A 17581-nucleotide genomic window follows, 5' to 3' on the forward strand; every position below is an offset into this window, starting at 1 on the left:
CTCATCCCTCCGCACCGGCCAGAACAGTGATGACGACCCGTCCGTCGCCGCCGCGCAGGCTCGTGACAAACGAGGCGGCCCGAGCGCCGCCGGCGGCGAAGAGCACCCAGCCGGGACGGGCCGTACCGCCCAGGACGAGCGGGCCGCGCATCGGCAGGCCGGCCTTCTGCAGCGCCTCGACCGCGGTCCAGACCCGGGTGGAGGCGGTGTCGGCGTCCTCGCCCGAGTCGCCGGCCAACTGCTCGGCGAGTTCGGCGTGCGGGCCGAGCAGGCCCTTCCACTCCTCGGGGCTGCGCCGCGCCACGCTCTCCAGGTCGCAGCCCAGGACGCCCGCCCCGGCGACGGCCAGCGTCACCCCGGCGCCGTGCGCGATCGAGACGGTGTGCTCCCCGGCGACCTCGGGCCGTCCGTCCGGCCGGTAGGTGATCTCGACCGGCCGCCCGAGCGCCTGCCCGACGGCGCGGGCGCTGTTGCGTCGGCGCGTGACGGTGTGCTCGCCCGGCTCGGGTGACGGGGCGTCGGGCTCGATGGCGACGGCGACGCCGGTGAGCCCGAGGTCTCCCAGCCCACGCTCCAGGTAGGGGCCGAGCAGCGGCGCCACCCACGGGCCCGCGCCGTCCTGCTTGCGGACCGCGCGCAGCCGCAGCCCCTCCCAACGCTCGACGGTCATTCCGGACTCGGTGCGCAGGGCGATGTCGTAGACGTACGTGTCGCCGTCGCGCTCGCGTTCGGTGGCGCAGTACCGCAGCTCGCGGGCGGACGACAGCTTCTCCCCGCCGGGGTGGATGCGTTCCACGCCGACGGGCAGCAGCGTGGCGTCCGGCACGCACACCTGGTTGCCGTGCATGAGCGCGTCGCGGACGCCGGGGTCGCCCAGCAGCAGCGTCGCGGAGACGTACGGGGCGAACCACGCCGTCGAGTCGTCGGCCTCCACGATCGCGTCCACGTGACGGGCGGCGGCCCGGTGGTACTGCCGGATCCGCTGGAACCGGCCTCCCTGGAACAGGGTGCCGCCGTACAGGTCGTCGAGCGGGGCGATCGAGGCCGGCGCGAGACCATCCGGCACCTGGTCCGGAGGGCCGTCGGGCACTGTGTCGGCGCCGAGGCGCAGCCGGGCGGTGAAGTGATCGGCGGTGAAACCGGTCTCCTCGCTGCGGATCGCGACCTCGACGACGTCGTCGTCGGTGACCAGGGCGGCCACCCGGATCCTCGTGTGCCCGTGGGGCGCGACGATGATGGGCCGCAGGAACTCCGCCCGCTCGATGACCGGGAGGACGTCGGCGCCGGAGAGGGCCGCGGCCACCTGCGCCATGGCCTCCATCCCGAAGACCGCGGGGAACAGCAGGTTGCCGTCCAGGTCATGATCTTCGAGGTAGCGGTCGGTGCCGACGTTGAGTTCCGTCTCGACCACGAGTTCGACCTGGTGGTAGCGGACCAGCGCGCGGTCGACGAAGCGGAGCAACGGCAGCGCCGGCTGGTGGTACCGGACCGTGTGGATGCCCTCGGTGCGGCCGCTGATCACCACCACGACCGGCGCGGTGGTGTCCGCGACCAGACGCCGCAGGATCGCGATGCCCTGGTCGGGGGTGATGGGCGTGATGCCCTCGCGGCTGAGCGACTCGACGACCGACAGCCGTTCCCCCATGCCGACGCCGGACCAGACCGACCACTCGAGGCACCGGGTGCGGCACTCGGGGTACGCCCGGGAGAAGGCCGTGGTCTCCTCGGCCAGCCAGTCGTTGGCGGTGGCGTAGTGCGCTTCGCCCCGCAGCCCCGCCCGGCCGATGATGCTGCCGAGCGTCACCAGCAGCCGGAGCCGGGGCTTCTCGACCGCGTCGAGCACCGCCCGCAGGCCGCCGACCTTCGGCGCCAGAGTGCGACGGAACGCGGCCGGGTCCAGGCTCGCCAGTCCGGCGGGTTCGTTGCGGCCGGCGCCGTGCAGAACACCGGTGATCGGCCCGAGTTCGGCGGAGAGGTCCCGCACCGCCTGCCGGACGGCGGCGGCATCGGTGACGTCGGCGCGGGCGTACCGCACGGTGACGCCGGCGGTGGCGATCCGGGCCAGGTTCGCGGCCAGTTCGGCGTCCTCGGCGGGTTCGGAACGGCCCAGCACCGCCAGGCTGGCGCCACTGTCGGTGGCCAGGGCGAGGGCGCACTCGGCCGTGATGCCCTTACCCCCGCCGGTCACCAGCAGCACGTCGTCCGCGCCGAGCGGAGCCACCGACGTCGCGGGGCGGACCGGCAGCGCGCGGAGCGTCGGGACGCGCCGCACCCCGTCGTCGTGGTGCACCTCGGTGAAGCTGGTCGTCGCGGCGACCTCCCGCACCACCAGCTCCACCGCCGAGTCACTGCCGGCCGGCAGGTGCACGACGGTGACCAGCACGGACGGCGCCTCAAGATGCAACGTCCGGGCGATGGCCGCCGCGCCCCGACCGTGCCCGACCAGGACGAAGCGGGTGCTGCCGGTGGCGAGCGCCTGCTGCGCTCCCCGCAGGGCCGGCTCCAGTTGCTCCTCGGTGCAGTCCGGCGGCAGGCAGACCAGGACGCCGCCGCCGAGCCCGGCCTGTTCGAGCGCCGCGGCGAGGGCCGCGGCGAACGGGTGCTCCGCCGACGCGTGAACGTGCCACGGACCGTTCGCGGCGGTGGCGTCGCCGGGAACCGCCGGCAACGGCACCTCGTCGAGGTCGAGCCGCCAGGGCCGCGCCCAGCCGGCCACACCCGCCACCACCGGCGTGGCGGTGACGTCGCTGTCCCGGGCCGTACGCGCGAGGGTCTCCATCGTCGCCGCGAGTTCCCGGACGGTGGCGGTCGCGAAGTTGATCGGCATCTGCGCCGGTGGCAGCTCCAGACGCTGTGCGAGCTGGTTGGCCACCTGGCCGATCGTGATCGAACTCAGGTGCAGGTCGTCGAGCAGGCGGCTGTCCGGTCGGACGAGTTCGATCGGCAACTCGGCGCGCTCGGCGGTGAGCCGCCGCATGAGGTCCTCGGTGGACTCCTCCCCCACCCCGACCGGATCGGTGGTGGTGGTGGTGGACGTCACCACGGCGGGCCCGCGTTCGATGGCCGCGCTGAGCTCCGGCGCCTGCTCGCAGGGGCTGGTCAGGAAGGAGAAGGCCGCACCGACCTCCAACGGCCGCACGAACCGTCCGTCGAACAGCGCCGCCGGGGCCGGGGCCGCGCCGACGACGTACGCGGCGCCGGCGACCCGCAGCAGACTCGCGAGCGAGTCGTCGTCGGTGTCCACGGCGACCGCCGGGACGTCCGTGACCGTCGTGGCCAGTCCCGTGAGCACCCGCCCGGGCCCGACCTCGACGAACAGGTCGGTGTTCTTGGCGGCGAACGCGACGGCCTGGTTGAACAGGACCGGGTCGGTGATCTGGCGGCGCAGGAGGCCGCGCACGTCGGTACCGGCGGGCAGCACCTCACCGGTGACGGTGGAGACGACCCGGGCGCCGACGTGGTGGAAGGTCTCGCCCGCGAGGGCGTCGGCGAACGTGTCCGCGGCCGGTGCGACAAGCGGGGAGTGGAAGGCGTGCGAGACCCGCAGCCGGGTCGCGCTCAGGCCTGCGGCCCGAGCCTTGTGGCAGACCGCCTCGATCGCGTCGACCGATCCGGAGACGACGGTGTGCTCGGGCCCGTTGTAGGCGGCCACGACCACCGGCAGCCCCGCGATGATCCCGTCGACCGTCTCCGGGGGCGCCCCGATGTCGGCCATCGTGCCGGCCTGGCTGTACCCGGCCATGGTCCGACCCCGGACGCCGGCGACGCGCAGGAGCGTGTCGGAGTCCATGACGCCGGCCCACTGCAGGGCCACGATCTCGCCGAGGCTGTGCCCGATCGCGGTGGACGCCTCGATGCCGAGCAGCGCCAGGGCGTGCTGCCCGGCCAGTGACCCGGCGACGATGCGCGGCTGGGCGACCTCGGTCGCGACGACGTCGCTGCCGGTGGGCAGCGCGGCGCGCTGGTAGACGTCCTCGACCTCGGCGAACCGCCGCCGCAGCGCGCCACCGCTGACGCCGCGTCCGGAACCCTGCCCCGGGAAGAGGAAGCTGATCCGGGCCGGGCCGCTGACGTGCCCGAGCAGGATCCGGCCGTCGGAGCGGATCAGTGTCGTCTCGCCGGATTCGACGGTCTCACGGGCCGTGGTCAGCAGCCGTTGCGCCTCCTCGGGTGACGAGGCCACGACCGCGGCCCGGAACGGCCGGTCCTGCAGGTCGCGGTGGAGCGTCGCCGCCAGGTCACCCAGCTCCGCGTACGAGATCTCGGACACGAAGGTGCTCAGCTCGGCGAGCCGAACGGCGAGTTCCGGCGCCGAGGCCGCGTCCACCAGCAGCAGCTCCGCGTCCTGGGCGGAGGCGGCCAAGGTACGGACGCGACGGTCCGGCACGGGCCGGCGCGGGCCGTGGCGTTCGAGCACGACGTGTGTGTTGATGCCGCCGAAGCCCATGGCGGTGATGCCGGCGCGCACCGGGACCGCGTTCGGCCACGCTTCGGCCTTGCGCAGGGTGCGCAGCCGGGCGCCGTCGGCGGTGAGAAGCTCGTGGGGGTCGACGGAGCCGACGCTCGGGGGAAGCACCTCGTGGTGCACGGCCATCGCGGCGCGGATGAAACCGGCGACCCCGGCGGCGGCCTTGGTGTGACCGATCATCCCCTTGACCGAGCCGATGACGGCCGGCGGCGCGTCGGGATTCGCCGTCGCACGGGCGCTGGACAACGCCGTGAGTTCGGTGGTGTCCCCGACCTTCGTGCCGGTGCCGTGCCCCTCGAACAGCCCGACGGTGTCGATGCCGAAACCGGCCCGGTCGTACGCGCGGCGCAGGGCGAGCTGGTAGCCGTCGACCTCGGGCCGGGTGATGCCACCGCGGCCGTCGGACGAGACGCCCCAGCCGGCCACCGAGGCGTAGATCCGGTGACCTGCCTCGGCGGCCTGGTCGGCGCGCATCAGGACCAGCATCCCGCAGCCCTCACCCGGCCAGAACCCGTTGGAGGCGCGGTCGTAGACCCGCATCTCGCCACTGGCCAGGGCGCCGGTCTTCGCGAAGCCGATGACCTCGAACGGGTCGATGGACAGGTCGACACCGCCGGCGATCGCGACGTCCAGTTCTCCGTCGAGCAGTGCCCGGCACGCGGTCACCACGGACAGCAGCGACGACGAGCAGGCGCCGTCGACGGTGTAGCCGCCACCCTTGAGATCGAAGTGGTTGCAGATGCGTCCGGCGATCGTGTTCGACAGCGCGCCGGCGAGCGTGTCCTCGTTCACCGGCGGGAACGGGCTCTTGTACGCCTCCTCGTAGGTGGCGAGGAAGGCCGACAGCTTCTCGTCGTCCCAGCCCTCCGCCCGCAACGCCGCGGCCACGGTCCGCCGCACGTACGGCCAGCGCAGCCGCATCTGGTTGGCGCGGGAGAACTCACCGGTCAGCGTGTTGCCCACGATGACGCCCGTGCGCTCCTGGGGCAGCCCCTCGCCGGCCGGGAAACCGGCGTCGGCCAGTGCCGTCGCGGCGGTCTCCAGGGCCAGCCAGTGGGCCAGATCGGTCGACCGGTACGTGCTCCCGGCGACCTTGTAGCCGACCCGGTCGAACTCGTAGCCCTCGATGACGGCGGCGTTGCGGGCGTAGAAGCGGTCCGGGGCCGCCGGGTCGGCGTCGAAGTAGTCGTCGGCGTTCATCCGGACGTCGGGGAGCCGCCGGAACGCCCGGCGACCTGCGATCGCGTTCTCCCACAGTTCCTGCGGTGAACGGGCGTCGGGGTAGCGGCACGCCATCCCCACCACGGCGATACTGGTCATTGCTCACTCAGCTTTCGGGTCGCTGGCGACGGGTCGAAGGCACTCCTGATGCGCTGGCGCCACACCTCGTAGGCGGGCAGGACGTCGTCCGGGGGCAGCCCGACCCGCGCCTCGTCGGTCACCCGTGTCGCGTCGCTCACGGTCATGCCACAGAGGACACGGGTCGCCAACTCGTTGTGCGGCGTGACGAGGTCGGCGCGCAGCCGGGCCGCGGCACCGAACGACGCGCCCTGCGCGAGGTCCGGCCGGTACGTCCCCGCGCACTCGGCGAGCCAGGTCAGTTCCCGCTCACTCGCACCGCCCGCGTAGCAGACGGCGAGGCCCGCCCCGGCGTACAGGTCGCGCCGGCGGTCGGCGGGGAACGCGTCGAAGAGACGTACGAGCTGCTCCGGATCCGTTCCGGCGACGAACCAGCAGGCCCGGCCGATGCCCTGGTCGATGACGCGCAGCGAGTAGTCCCGGGGGCCGTCGGCCGGCCACGCGAAGGTGGATGGCCGCCACCGCTGGCGCACGTACCGGTCGGTCCTGAAGTACGCCTCGTGGAACCCGTACCCGTCGAGGACGAGCCAGCGCAGCAGCGGGTCCGGGGCGTACAGGCGGGGCCACAGCAGACGCGGAAGGCGGGCCATCGCCCAGCCCACCCCGACGTACGCCATGTAGACGTGCTCGTCGTGGTCGGCGAGGAACCGCGCGACGTGCCGCGGGCGCCCGGGTAGGGCGTCGCGGATGGCGAAGCCCATCGCCGCACCCTCGTAGGCGAAGCCCCGGTACTCGGCCGGCGTGGCCTCGACCGAGGGTGCCGCAGCTGCCGGGCCATTCGCCTCCGCGGCTGCCCCGAATCCGTGCACGAACGAGCTACCGACTGTTTCGAGGCGCTCGCGGGCCTGCTCGTTCTTGAGATGAAATCCGCGCGTGCTGAGTTTGGTCTGCCCCACGTCGGGGGTCAAAATACGGCGTCGAAGTCTGGTCAATGAACTCATCGTATGCTCCGGCCCTCCCGCTGGGACCTCATTGTTACGCGACTATGCGGAGCGGAACTTCTCCTGCATTGCGGCGGTTGCCGCCAGCGTGAGAGGCGGCAGGTTTTTGCTGCTCAGCGGCATCGTGCAACGGCCGAATGGATAGTGGACAGCGGGAATTGCCAGTACGGGGCGGTTAGCGCAACACAGGAGATGGACGCGGGGGGCGGCCCGATACCACGATGACTGGCATCCGAACGAAACCTCCGGAATTGACATCCGGACTTCCTCGAAGGAGCGTGCCGTGGAATCCGACGAAGCGGCCGAACACCGGGTGCGCACGATGATTTTGGAGGCATTCGCCGACACCATCATCCCGGGCGAGAAACGCGGTCCTGACGATGCGGCGATCGCCGGCGTCGATGTCGGCGGCGGTGCCGTCGCGGGCGGCGCGATCGAACTGCTCGAAGACCCCGCCGGAGGGCTGGCACCGGCGCTCGACACGATCTGCGTGGAACTCGACGAGTACGCCCGGGAGCACGCCGCCGCCACGGGCCTCGACCTGAACCCGGACCTGCCGCCCTTCGTGGGCCTGCCGTTCGAGGCCCGGACCGCGCTGATCGAGAAGCTGACCAGCCCCGATCACCCGGACAAGCAGATGTGGGTGGGGTTGGCGCTCTTCTGCAACATGGCCTTCGACAGCGCGCCACACCTGCACACCGTGGACGCGTTGGCAGCCGGGCATCCGGGCCTGCTGGCGATGGGGTACGAGCAGCCCGACCCGGACGGGCTCTGGCGGTTCCCCACGTTCTCGTACGGCCGGCAGCTCGCCAACCCGCACCCGTTGACCACCGCCACGGGGAGCCCCGCATGACGGCCACCGAGTCCACCGACGTCCTGGTCATCGGCAGCGGCTTCGGCGGCGCCATCGCCGCGTACCACCTCGCCGCCGGCGGGGCCCGGGTGAAGGTCTTCGAGCGTGGCCCGTGGCTCAAGGCCGACGATTTCGAGCACGACTTCAAGCTGGGCGCGTCGTACACCCGGGTCTTCGACTTCGTCATCGGTGACGGCATGAGCGTGCTGGGCGGCAACTGCGTGGGCGGCGGCAGCGTGGTCTACTTCGCCACGATGCCGCGGGCGCCACGTTTCGTCTTCGAGCGCCACGGCAGCATCGGGCGACGCATGTGGCCCGCCGCCATCAGCCGCGACACCCTGGAGCCCTGGTACGACCGGGTGGCCGAGGCGCTGCCGGTCACCCAGCAGACCTGGGACCGGGTTCCGTACGCCGGTGGCCTGTTCGCCGCCGCCTGCCACCACGCCGGACGTACCGCCAACCCGGCGCCGTCGGCCATCGACGTGGACATGTGCACGAACTGCAACTGGATGATGGCCGGCTGCCGCTTCGACGCCAAACGCTCGCTGCTGCTCAACTACCTGCCGGCCGCCCTGGCGCACGGCGCCGAGATCCGGCCGCTGCACGAGGTGCAGCACCTGGTCCGTAACGCCGACGGCAGCTACCGGGTCCACTATCGCGTGGTCGACGAGGAGGACTACCGGATCCTGCACGGCGAGGGAACGATCGACGCGAAGATCGTCGTAATCGCCGCCGGCGCGGGCGCCACACCGGTGATCCTGCAACGGTCGGAGCCCCACCTGGGCCGGATGCCGCACGCGGTCGGGCGATACTTCTCCGGCAACGGTGAGCGCCTCAACACGGCCGTGTTCGACGAGGATCGGGTCCGCGAGGTGCTGAAGCTGTCGCGGCCGGACGGGCGGGCCTACGAGGCGTACCAGATCGGGCGGGGCCCGACGGTCGCCAGCTGGGACCGGCTCGACGGCGCCCTGCCCGAGTTTGAGCGCTACTCCCTCGAACAGCTCTACTTCCCGCCCGCGCTGGGCACGATCCTGGCGCAGGTGCCCGACGCGAGCCCCAGCTGGTTCGGCCGGGACAAGAAGGAGATGCTGCGCCGCTGGCAGTCGTGGCTGACGATCTTCACCATGTCGGAGGACGACAACGAGGGCGTCTTCGGCCCGCCGCCGGAGACCGGCAACGCCCACCGCTTCTCGCAGCAGATGCTGGGCCACGGCCCGCTGCGGTACCGGCCCACGGCGAACACCCGGCGCGGATGGTCGCTGGCCGACGCCGACGTCAAGGACATCCTGGAGCGCGACGGGCTGTCCCGCGTGATGCCGTGGACGAACGACCTGGTGGGCGCCTACACCGTGCATCCCCTCGCCTCGTGCCGCATCGGCGACGACCCGGCGACCTCGGCCCTGGACGACCGTCACGAGCTGCGCGGGCACCCGGGCATCTTCGTGACCGACGGATCGGCGGTGCCCGGCGCGTTGACGGTCAACCCGGCCTCGACGATCGCGGCCCTCGCCGAACGCGCCATGCCGGGCATCGTGCGGGCCGCGCGGGAACGGGGCGTCGAGGTGACCTACGGTGCGCCGTCGCCGGACGGCGAGACCGCGGGACGGCGTGCGGTCGTCCGCCTGCGGTCATGAGTTTCACGGTCGCCGGGCTCACCCGGCGGGCCACCTTCGCGCACCTGCGGCACGTCTCCGGAGTACCTCCGCAGGCCGCGCCGGTGCGGGTTCGCCAGGTGTACGAGCAGGTCGAACGCGACTTCGGCCTGCTCGCACCGCCCATCGCCCTGCACGCCGCCGCGCCGGGACTGCTCGCCGCGGCCTGGTGCATCCTGCGCGAGACCCTGCTCGTCTCGGGCACCACGAGCCGTCGGGAGCGCGAGGCGGTGGCGGCCGCGGTGTCGGCTGCCAACGCCTGCCCGTACTGCGTGGACGTCCACCAGGCAGCCGTACGCGGGCTCGGGCGCCGGGGCACCTCGCCGCCGCCCCTGCCGACCGTGCTGTCGCCGGAGCTGATCGGCGTGGCCGTCGACTTTCACTACCTCAACCGCATGGTGAACGTCTTCCTGCGGGACTCACCACTGGCGGCGGTTCCCGCTCCCCTGCTCGGTGGCGCCCGGAGCGCCGCGGCACGGTTGATGGGTCGGCTGGCCGGTCGGGAGGCGGTGGCCGGGCAGTCCCTGCCGCTGCTGCCCGGCACGGCCGGCACGGTGCGGCGCCTGCCGGACGACCTCCGGTGGGCTGCGGGGCTGCCACACGTCGCCGCCGCCATGACGGGAGCGGCGGCGGTGATCGAGGACGCCGGGCAGAAGTCGGTGCCTCCTGCCGTTCGGCAGCTGGTGCGCGAGTGCCTCGTCGACGACGCCGCCCCGGGCGACCTGACGGGGGTGGCGGACTGGCTCGACTCGCGGCTGGCGGGTCTGTCCGTCGCGGACCGGGCGACCGGACGACTGGCGATGCTCGTCGCCTTCGCCTCGTACCGGGTGCCCGACTCGGCGGTGGCCGCGGTCCGTGCCGACGGCCACGACGACGCGGCGTTGCTCGGCCTGGCGGCCTGGGCCGCCCTGACCGCGGCACGCCGGCACGGCGACACGCTCGCCACGGCGTACGAAGCGACTGGTTGACCGGCGAACGTCGGCCGGCCCCGCCGGGGCCGGCCGAGCTGGCCCCACGGCGCCGTCAGACCTTCGGCACGTCGAACAGGGAGGGGAACTTCGCGATCAGCGCGAGGTCGCCCCGGGTTCGCAGCCGGCCCTTCATCGTCAGCACGACCGGATGCGCGTTGCCGGTAACCACCAGCAGGAAGTCCGCGCCGCCGATCGTCAGCGTCAGCTTCGGCTCGCGATCGGCGACGGGCGACACCCGGCACACCCCGTTCGCGATCTCCAGCTGGTAGCGGTCGGCACCGCCGTCAGGTCGGTCACCGATCACCCAGTGGATGACGGCGTCGAGACCGGCCGCCCGATCGGCCCGGAACACGTCCGGCATCCGCCGAAAGACCTCCTGCAACAGGGCGTCCCGGCGTCCCCCGCTCATCAGCGCGCGGACGTCCGGCATCGGGGTGCTCTTGACGAAGATGGCGAGATCCCGGGGCGCCAGCGCCGCCGGATCGGCGTTGTTGGTGGTCATCGAAAACTCCTCTGGTCGTCGTCTGCGCGGGTCCTAGCTGTCGCTGACGCCGGTGGGCTGGACGACCCGCTCACGGATCACCCGCCGCCACTCTTCGTAGGCCAGGCCGTCGGCGGGGGCGTCGACCGCCGCGGCATCGGCCAGCTCGGCGGCGGCCTCCGACGACAGGCCGGTCAGCGCCCGCGCCGCCGCGTCGGTGTGCTCCGGGCAGTACCCCGCCCACGTCCGCGCCTTGGCCGCGAAGACCGCGCCCTGGGCGAGGTGCGGGCCGTACTCGCCGGCCAGCGACCGCAACGACTCGAAACCCGCGGTGTCGCACCCGCCGGCGAACGTCGCGGCCAGTCCCACGCCGCTCCACAGGTCCGCGCGACGCGAGGCCGCGAAGCCGTCGACGGTCGCGGCCACCGCCGCCGGATCGGCCGCGTGCCGGAACCACAGCGCCCGGCCGACGCCCTGGTCGAACGCCCGCGGAAAGTAGTCGGCGTGCCCCTGCCACGGGTACGGCCGTGGCCGTCGCTGCCCGGTGACCCAGGTGGCCTGGTCGAAGTACGCCTTGTCGAAGCCGTAGCCGTCGACGGCCAGCCAGCTCATCGTCGGGTGGTAGGGGATCCCGGTGAGGGCCGGCAGCACCTTGCGCCACAACACGCGCGGCAGCCGGGCCATCGCGAAGCCGATGCCGATGCAGGCGAGGAAGTAGTGCGGGCGTCCCGGCCCCTCCAGCAACTCCCGGGTACGGGAACCGCCTGCCGTCGCATCGAGCACGGTGTAGGCCATCGTCGCGCCCTCGTAGGCGAAGCCACGGCGTTCCGGGTCGACGAGAGCGAGCCGGCGTTCCAGCTCGGCGACGCCCGGACCCTCGATCCCCCACTCGAAGCCGCAGACCACCGCCTGCGGGATCGCCTCCAGGTGGACTGCGGTGGCGGAGGCGGTGACCGGGAATCCGAGCGCGGCGAAGGAGACCTGCTCCAGCGAAGGCGCGAGAACCATCCTGCGCATCGACCCAAGCACTCTGGACATACCGGCCACCCTTCGTTCGGGGCCACGGCGGCGGTCACCGCGGCGATTTCATCCTCGCCGGGTTCGATGAGCCGCGCGTCTCCGAGCGTGCCCGGTCGATTCCCGGCCCTGCGCTGGGCTTTCGACGTGGTCCCGCACGGCCGGGGTGGGACCGGCGTCGTCGCCGGGTGGGCCCACCCGGCGACGACGCTCAGGTCAGTTGGCCCGATCCGCGAACTGTCCGGGCTCCCGGCCGGGGCCGGCGGGGCCCCGATAGGCCTGGGCGATCTGCAACCAGTGCGTGGCGATGTCCCCCTGGGCGCGGACCGCGAGATCGTCGCGGTGCCGGCGGCGGGTGACCAGGAGGCAGAAGTCCTCCGCGGGCCCGGTGACGCGCTCCGGCGACTCCGCCGGGCCGAACTCCCACAGCGCGCCGGACGGCGCGGTGATCTCGAAGCGGAACTCGACGTCCGGGGTTTCGAGGCCGCGCGCCTGGTAACCGAAGTCCCAGGTCCGGACCGCGAACCCCACGATCTGCCCGATCCGGTCGGTGAACGTGCGTCGGACGCTGAGGGCGTCGGCGATGTCCTGACCATGGGCGAAGAGTTCCATCATCCCGGCCATGGCCAGCACCGCCGCCGGCAGCGGGCGCACCAACCACGGGACGAGCTGGCTCATCGGCAGGGCGCCCAACGCCTTCTCGGCCCACGCCCGCTCCTCACGCCAGCGCCGCAACAACTCGGCGGGCTCCTCGGCGAGGTAGCCGGACAGTGCCGCGGTCACGTTGGCGTTGAAGTCGGCGCCCAGCTGCCCCGTCATGGCGACGAACCGGTCGGGGTCGGCTGCCGCGAGTCCGGCCATCCGGAAGGTGGCCGCGAGGTGGGCGATCTGGTGGGCGACGGTCCAGCCGGGCGCGGGGGTCGGCAGCGCCCATCCGGCCACGTCGAGGTCGCTGACCAGACGGTCGAGATCGTCACCGTCGGCCGTCAGGTCGGCGATCACCTTGGGATACTGCTGTTCGGTCACGGTTCTGCCTCTCAGTTCGATGGCGTCCGGATAGCTCGGTCAGTGCCGGGAACGGTCGCGAGTTCGGCGGGGGCGACCTGCCGGCGTCCGCCCAGCAGCGCGATGGCGATGACGAGCCCGAGGGCGGTGAAGATCGCGCAGGTGACGAACGCGGGGCGGAAGCCCGCCGCCGGCCCGCCGTCGGCCGAGAAGGAGACGAGCACGGTCGAGACGATGGCGATCCCCAGGCCGCCGCCGATCTGCTGGGAGGCGGTGTTCATCCCCGACGCGAGGCCGAGATCGGTCTCGGCGACACCGGCGAGGGCAGCCGCCGAGGCCGCTACCGTGCCGAGCCCCAGGCCGGTGCCGAAGACGAACAGCCCGATGAACAGCCCGACGGACGAGCCACCGGCCGCCACCGCCTGCGCCAGCAGCAGGCTGCCGGCCCCGAGCAGGACGAGGCAGATCGCCGCCACCGGCCGGAAGCCGTACCGCGTGATGAACGACTGCCCGGCGTACGAACCGACCAACGCCATCAGTGGCATGATCGACTGCCGGATGCCGGATTCCAGCGCGGTGTCCCCGAGTGGGCCCTGGGTGTACTGGGCGATCGCCAGCGACATCCCGAAGGCACACATGATCATGGTGACCATGACCAGGTTGCCGCCGACCAGAGACGCCGAGCGCAGCAGCCGCAGCGGCAGCAGGGGCACGCTGGACCGGGCCTCGATGGCGACGAACACCAGGGCCAGCACGATCGCGGCGGCGGCGGTGCTCAGGGTCTGGACGCTGAGCCAGCCCTCCGCCGGTGCGGTCACGAGGGCATAGATCACCAGCACCAGCGCCGCCGTGCTCGTCACGGCGCCCGCGACGTCGTACGTGCGCGTGGCGTTCAGGTCCCGGCTCTCGCGCAACAGGACCGGGATGAGGGCCAGCATCAGAAGCGCCACCGGCACGTTGACGAAGAAGACGGCGGGCCAGCCGAAGCTGCTGGTGAGCCAGCCGCCGATGAGCAGACCCACGGTCGCGCCGACACCGGCGATGCCGGCCCAGCCGGCCAGGGCGAGATGCCGCTCGCGGCCCTCCGGGAACATGCTGGTGAGGATCGAGAGCGCGGTCGGCGCCATGAGGGCCGCCGAGAGGCCGTGCACGGCCCGGGCGGCGATCAGCACCTCGCCGTTCCACGCGAAGCCCGAGGCCAGCGAGACCAGCAGGAACAGCACCGTTCCGACGAAGAACATCCGGCGGCGTCCGAGCAGGTCGGCGGCTCGGCCACCGAGCAGCAGCAGCCCACCGAAGGTGACGAGGTTGGCACTGAGCACCCACTGGGCCGAGCTGGGCGCCAGTCGCAGGTCGGCGCCGATCGTCGGCAGCGCCAGGATGACGATCTGCGTGTCGAGGATGACCATGAAATTCGCGGTGCACAGCAGGACGAGCGCCCACCATCGGCGCGAGTCCGGCGGCGCTGCGGTGCCGGCGAGCTGAGCTGTGTCCATGTCGCTGTCCTTCGTCTCGATGGCTGAAGCGGGTCAGCGCCGCGAGCGCAGCACGCGGGAGATGATTGCGGGGCGCATGAGCGCCTGCGGCGGGTCGACCAGGCCGGCGGAGCGCAAGAAGGCAGTCGTCAGCACGCCGTCGTGAGCCGCTGCCGCCTGCAGGCGGGGGACGTACAGATTGCCCATCCGCACCTTTGCCGTCCGTCGGCCCACGACACCGGGGAAGCCGAGGTCGGCTCCGGCTGACATGTCCCAGGGCGCGTCGATGAGCCGGGCCAGGTCACGGAAGAAGGCCCGCGGCGTCGGCGGACCGGAAAGCACGTGTTCACCAAGCAATCGGGCGGACATCGCCGCCACCGTCATGCCCTGGCCGTAGACGGGGTTGAAGACGCACGCGGCGTCGCCGAGGACGATCAGCCCATCCGGCGTCCGCGCCAGCCGATCGTAGCGTCGACGGATGCTCGCCGGGAACCGGAAAGAGGCTGCCGGCCCCATCGGCTCGGCGTCGCGGATCGCCTTGTAGATCTCCGGTACGGGCAGGGACTGCACGTACGCCAGGAAGCCCTCGTGGTCGGTCGGCGGCCGGTCGCCCAGAATGCCGGTCAGCGAGAGGGCGTACCGGTCGGGCATCCGGGCGAAGATCGCGCCGCGCGGCTGCGCCGGGGTGGCGACCGGGAGCAGCGCGATGTCCTCGCCGATCGGGTCGAACGACAGCGGTCCGTAGAAGTCCATAGTGGTGTACGTCAGGTCCATCTTGACCCGTTCCTCCGGCACCCGCTGGTAGCCCAGCTCCTCCAGCCAGAGCGGCGTCCGTGAGCCGCGCCCGGTGGTGTCGACGACCAGATCCGCGTCGAGAATCTCCTCGGGTGCGCCCGGCACCCGCCCCTGCACGCGGACGCCGGCTATCCGCTGCCGGTCCGGCGACGCGACCAGACCCACGATGTCGGTGCGGTCTCGATAGGTGACGTTGCCCAGGGCCCGAACCCGGGCGCGTACGCGCGACTCGAGCAGTGGCCGTCCACTCGCGACACACACCAGCCCGGTCTCGGCCTTACGGATCATCTGGCCGTTGAAGTACCAGCTGAGGCTCGTGCCGAAGTCGCCGATCGGCACCCCACCGGCCACCAGCTCGTCGGTGAAACCCGGGAACAGCTCCTCCAGGATCTGCTGGCCGCGGGCGAGCAGAGCGTGGATGTGGTGACCCTGCGGCACCGCCTGGCGGGGCTCCACCGGCCCGAAGAGATCGTCGCGGTCGACGATGGTGACCCTCTCGCAGGCCGGCGACAAGACCCGGGCCGCCAGTGATCCGGCGACGCTGCCGCCGAGGACCACCGCATGCGCAATCAGCGGAATGCCCATTACCGTCAGCCTCCAGGATTGGGATAAGAATCAATTGTTGCCAGTTATGGTATCGACAGGAAGCATCATTTCTTCTTCCAGAATGCTCAGTCCGGAAAGGGATTCCCCAAGCCTTTCCGGCCCACCTTCGCATTGCTAACATGGTCCGCGGACGCCGCCGCGATGTCTCTTGTCGCGAGGAATAGCGTTCCGTTCCCTCATCGAGTGAGGATTGCCGCATGAAACCGTTCCGGATCGACATTCCACAAGCCGCCGTGGACGACCTGCGCCGCCGTCTCGCCGACACGCGCTGGCCTGCCGACTCGCCCGCCGAGGACTGGAGCCGGGGCGTACCGGCGACCTACCTGCGCGAATTGGTGGAGTACTGGCGAACCGGTTACGACTGGCGTGCCGCCGAGACCCGGCTCAACTCCTTCCCGCAGTTCACCACCGAGGTCGGCGGCACCACCGTGCACTTTCTGCACGTGCGCTCCCCCGAGCCGGACGCCACTCCCATGATCATCACGCACGGCTGGCCCGGTTCCTTCGCCGAGTTCACCGACATCATCGGGCCGCTCACCGATCCGCGCGCACACGGTGGCGACCCCGCGACCGCCTGCCACCTGGTCATTCCCACCATTCCCGGCTTCGGGTTCTCCGGGCCCCCCAGCGGTCCGGGCTGGACCATGCCACGGGTCGCCGCCGCCTGGGCGGAGCTGATGGCCGGCTTGGGCTACGAGCGGTACGTCGTCCAGGGCGGCGACTTCGGCGCCTGGATCAGCCTGGTGTTGGCGGGCCTCGACCACGAGCACGTCATCGGCGCGCACGTGAACTTCCTGCCGACGCCGCCCTCGGGCGACCCCGCCGACCTGGCCGGGCTGACCGAGGTCGAGGCGGGACGGCTGGGGCTGTTGATGAACTACGTCGACGACCAGTCCGGGTACATGAAGATCCAGGCCACCCGGCCGCAGACGCTGGCGTACGCCCTGAACGACTCGCCGGTGGGCCAGCTCGCCTGGATCGTCGAGAAGCTGCACGAGTGGAGCGACTCGACCAAGGCCCCCGAAGAGGCGATCGACCGTGACCGGATCCTCACCAACGTGATGCTGTACTGGCTGACCGGCACCGGCGCGTCGTCGGCCCACTTCTACTACGACAACGCCGAGCTGCTGCCCATCGCCAAGACTCCCCCGCCGCCCCCGCCACCCCTGCCGGTGCCCCTGGGCGTGGCGATCTTCCCGCGCGACCCCGGGCAGCCGGTCCGGCGCTTCGCCGAGCGCGGTTTCCCGAACATCGTCCAGTGGACCGAGTTCGAGCGGGGTGGCCACTTCGCCGCCATGGAGCAGCCGGACCTGCTGGTCGGTGACCTGCGCTCGTTCGTCGCGACCCTGCGGAGCTGAACCGCACGGTGAAGGCCCGGATGTCTCGGCATCCGGGGCCTTCACCGTGCGGCTCGTCGAAGGCGTTACCGCGGAGGTAGGCGGCGTGGCGCTGGTCGGCGGACGAGCAGGACCGCCAGGACGACGACCGTGACGAAATTGATCAGGAGCAGTATCGCGCTGAGCCCGTCGACGCCGTGCTCGTGCCCGGCGTGGGCGTCGGCGGCCGCGGCGCCGGACGCCTGGGTGCCGACGGCGAAGCGGATGACGCCGCTGGTCTGTCCGCCAGCGACGCCGATGACGTGGTAGACGACCGTGTATGTGCCGTTGGCCTGGATCCGGACGGGCACGCGCAGGATGTCGCCCGGCCCGGCGGTCACGGCACCCGAGTCCACCCGCCGCCCCGCGCTGTCGACGACCGAGAGGTGCGACAGCGCGGGGTCGGCGGCCGCCGACAGGTTCAGTCGTGCCTCGCCCGGCGCCGTGGTCAGGCTCTGCGCGTCGGCGGGCGAGCTGTCCATGAGGCGTACCGTCGGCGCGCGGTCGGTGACCGCGACGAGCCAACCCACTGGCAACAGGACCAGCACGGCGGCGATGAGCAGGCGGGTCCGACGGGACACG

12 protein-coding genes are annotated in these 17581 nt (G+C 72.1%); 4 read left to right on the forward strand and 8 right to left on the reverse strand.

Going from position 1 to position 17581, the window contains the following annotated elements:
* Position 1 precedes the first annotated feature (1 nt).
* Positions 2-5788: an SDR family NAD(P)-dependent oxidoreductase gene (locus OG505_RS17465; protein WP_405425756.1), complete on the reverse strand. Its 5787-nt coding sequence runs from the start codon at positions 5786-5788 to the stop codon at positions 2-4.
* A complete protein-coding gene (locus OG505_RS17470) occupies positions 5785-6768 on the reverse strand; it encodes a DUF1702 family protein (RefSeq protein ID WP_405425757.1) in 984 nt (327 codons plus the stop codon). The genes OG505_RS17465 and OG505_RS17470 overlap by 4 nt, the downstream gene beginning before the upstream one ends.
* Positions 6769-7051: 283 nt before the next feature.
* On the opposite strand from OG505_RS17470, the gene OG505_RS17475 reads away from it, so the two are divergent.
* From OG505_RS17475 to OG505_RS17485, 3 genes are read left to right on the forward strand one after another with little or no spacing between them, the layout of a single operon-like run.
* Positions 7052-7621 carry a DUF5987 family protein gene (locus OG505_RS17475; RefSeq protein ID WP_405425759.1) on the forward strand — a complete coding sequence of 190 codons (570 nt, stop codon included), beginning with the start codon at positions 7052-7054 and terminating at the stop codon, positions 7619-7621.
* A complete protein-coding gene (locus tag OG505_RS17480) occupies positions 7618-9255 on the forward strand; it encodes a GMC family oxidoreductase N-terminal domain-containing protein (protein WP_405425761.1) in 1638 nt (545 codons plus the stop codon). The genes OG505_RS17475 and OG505_RS17480 overlap by 4 nt, the downstream gene beginning before the upstream one ends.
* The gene (locus tag OG505_RS17485) at positions 9252-10241 is read left to right on the forward strand and encodes a carboxymuconolactone decarboxylase family protein (RefSeq protein WP_405425762.1); all 990 of its coding nucleotides are present in this window, start codon (positions 9252-9254) and stop codon (positions 10239-10241) included. The genes OG505_RS17480 and OG505_RS17485 overlap by 4 nt, the downstream gene beginning before the upstream one ends.
* A 55-nt stretch (positions 10242-10296) precedes the next feature.
* On the opposite strand, the gene OG505_RS17490 is transcribed toward OG505_RS17485, so the two are convergent.
* From OG505_RS17490 to OG505_RS17510, 5 genes are all read right to left on the reverse strand, one after another.
* Positions 10297-10746: an SCP2 sterol-binding domain-containing protein gene (locus OG505_RS17490; protein WP_405425764.1), complete on the reverse strand. Its 450-nt coding sequence runs from the start codon at positions 10744-10746 to the stop codon at positions 10297-10299.
* Between the two features lie 33 nt (positions 10747-10779).
* Positions 10780-11763, reverse strand: a complete 984-nt coding sequence (locus OG505_RS17495) for a DUF1702 family protein (protein ID WP_405425765.1) — start codon at positions 11761-11763, stop codon at positions 10780-10782.
* A 195-nt stretch (positions 11764-11958) separates the two neighbouring features.
* Positions 11959-12768: a TIGR03084 family metal-binding protein gene (locus OG505_RS17500; protein WP_405425767.1), complete on the reverse strand. Its 810-nt coding sequence runs from the start codon at positions 12766-12768 to the stop codon at positions 11959-11961.
* Between the two features lie 11 nt (positions 12769-12779).
* Complete coding sequence (locus OG505_RS17505; RefSeq protein ID WP_405425769.1) at positions 12780-14243, reverse strand: MFS transporter; 1464 nt, start codon at positions 14241-14243, stop codon at positions 12780-12782.
* A 33-nt stretch (positions 14244-14276) separates the two neighbouring features.
* Complete coding sequence (locus OG505_RS17510; RefSeq protein WP_405425771.1) at positions 14277-15602, reverse strand: FAD-dependent oxidoreductase; 1326 nt, start codon at positions 15600-15602, stop codon at positions 14277-14279.
* A gap of 218 nt (positions 15603-15820) precedes the next feature.
* Between OG505_RS17510 and OG505_RS17515 the strand changes: the two genes are divergently transcribed.
* Positions 15821-16981: an epoxide hydrolase family protein gene (locus tag OG505_RS17515; protein WP_405425772.1), complete on the forward strand. Its 1161-nt coding sequence runs from the start codon at positions 15821-15823 to the stop codon at positions 16979-16981.
* Between the two features lie 65 nt (positions 16982-17046).
* Here the strand turns inward: OG505_RS17515 and OG505_RS17520 are convergent, their stop codons facing one another.
* Positions 17047-17580 (reverse strand): copper resistance protein CopC, encoded by a 534-nt coding sequence (locus tag OG505_RS17520; RefSeq protein WP_405425774.1) that lies wholly within the window; start codon positions 17578-17580, stop codon positions 17047-17049.
* Position 17581: the final 1 nt, after the last annotated feature.

Origin of the sequence: Micromonospora sp. NBC_00617 (assembly GCF_045161355.1) — a bacterium.
In the GTDB taxonomy this organism is placed as follows: Bacteria; Actinomycetota; Actinomycetes; order Mycobacteriales; family Micromonosporaceae; genus Micromonospora.

Excerpts from the sequence above, each read along its gene's own strand:
- OG505_RS17465 (WP_405425756.1), bottom strand. The coding sequence starts at position 5,788 with ATGACCAGTATCGCCGTGGTGGGGATGGCGTGCCGCTACCCCGACGCC.
- OG505_RS17470 (WP_405425757.1), bottom strand. The coding sequence starts at position 6,768 with ATGAGTTCATTGACCAGACTTCGACGCCGTATTTTGACCCCCGACGTG.
- OG505_RS17480 (WP_405425761.1), top strand. The coding sequence starts at position 7,618 with ATGACGGCCACCGAGTCCACCGACGTCCTGGTCATCGGCAGCGGCTTC.
- OG505_RS17485 (WP_405425762.1), top strand. The coding sequence starts at position 9,252 with ATGAGTTTCACGGTCGCCGGGCTCACCCGGCGGGCCACCTTCGCGCAC.
- OG505_RS17490 (WP_405425764.1), bottom strand. The coding sequence starts at position 10,746 with ATGACCACCAACAACGCCGATCCGGCGGCGCTGGCGCCCCGGGATCTC.
- OG505_RS17495 (WP_405425765.1), bottom strand. The coding sequence starts at position 11,763 with ATGTCCAGAGTGCTTGGGTCGATGCGCAGGATGGTTCTCGCGCCTTCG.
- OG505_RS17505 (WP_405425769.1), bottom strand. The coding sequence starts at position 14,243 with ATGGACACAGCTCAGCTCGCCGGCACCGCAGCGCCGCCGGACTCGCGC.
- OG505_RS17510 (WP_405425771.1), bottom strand. The coding sequence starts at position 15,602 with ATGGGCATTCCGCTGATTGCGCATGCGGTGGTCCTCGGCGGCAGCGTC.
- OG505_RS17515 (WP_405425772.1), top strand. The coding sequence starts at position 15,821 with ATGAAACCGTTCCGGATCGACATTCCACAAGCCGCCGTGGACGACCTG.